This is a genomic window from Pseudomonas sp. WS 5011 (assembly GCF_012985775.1).
GTDB classification, from domain to species: Bacteria; Pseudomonadota; Gammaproteobacteria; order Pseudomonadales; family Pseudomonadaceae; genus Aquipseudomonas; species Aquipseudomonas peli.
In genome coordinates, this window is sequence record NZ_JAAQXA010000077.1 from 1 (window position 1) to 1093 (window position 1093).

Annotated in this window: 2 protein-coding genes; both read right to left on the minus strand. The window is 55.2% G+C overall.

Annotated elements, in window-relative coordinates; genetic code table 11:
- Positions 1 to 992 (minus strand): heavy metal sensor histidine kinase (locus HBN63_RS21580; RefSeq protein ID WP_170050845.1); only part of this gene is annotated, 992 nt, incomplete at its 3' end.
- Between the two features lie 2 nt (positions 993 to 994).
- The coding region (locus HBN63_RS21585) for a winged helix-turn-helix domain-containing protein (RefSeq protein ID WP_170050846.1) at positions 995 to 1093 on the minus strand (99 nt) is incomplete at its 5' end.

Sequence of the window (1093 nt, forward strand, 5' to 3'; positions counted from 1 at the left end):
TCTTCGGCCAGAAGGTGGTAGTAGTCAAACAGCTTGAAGACTACGTCAGCCAGTTCGATCCTGGCCTGCTCGGGGATGATCAGGCCATTATCAGCCTTGGCCAAGAACAGCATGTCATCAATCATCCGAGACATGCGCTTCAAGTCCTCCAGGTTGGAGTACAGATTCTCCTCATAGGCATTGATATCGCGTTTTTTACTCAGCACGACCTCGGTGTGGGTCATCAGGTTGCTAACGGGCGTGCGTAGCTCGTGGGCAATGTCGGCCGAAAAATTGGAGAGCCTAACGAAGGCATCCTCTAGCCGAGCCAACATCGCATTGAAGGATAGAACCAGTTGCTGAAGTTCCCGCGGCACTGGTTCGAGAGGGATTCGTTCCTGTAACGAGCGAGCGGACATCCCGGAGGCCACATGAGTGACTTGCCGCAGAGGCCTAAGGCCGCTGCGAGCAACCACCCAGCCGAGCGCGGCACTGAACAGGGCACTGATGACCAATCCAATCCAGAACCATCGTTGCAGCGTGTCGAAAAAGTGTGTGTGATTGGTGACGTCAAGAATCAGCAAAGCTGTGAGCGGCTCAGCCTGATCGGCTACCGAGATTTGCGCCGTCATGCCGCGGTACATGTGTTGGCCGTTCTGCCACTCCCACATGCTCTGCTCATTTTCACGTCTGAAACGCTCTGGTACTTCGACTGCTCTGGGGTCGGAGAACAGTACAGAACCGTCACTGGCCAGGATAGTGGCCGCCAGATCCTGATGGGCTCCCAGCAAGGCTCGCAACTGCGGTAATTCTTCCGAAAGGCTCGCTTCACCGCGAGCATTGTTGAGGATATGTTTGGCGGATTCGAGTTTCTCCACCAGGGCCTGCCGATCCAGCATCTTGAAGTGGTGCTGGCTGAGCATATTGAAACTCAGCCCTGCTACCGTCAGGACTGCAATTACCGCGGACATGAACATCAGGCTCATGCGTGCTGTCAGCGAAAGGTGCTTCATATTCACTCCGGCGCATCCATCATGTATCCCATGCCGCGGGCGGTATGAATCAGCTTGAGATCGAAATCGTCATCGATTTTTGCGCGTAGCCGGCGTACCGC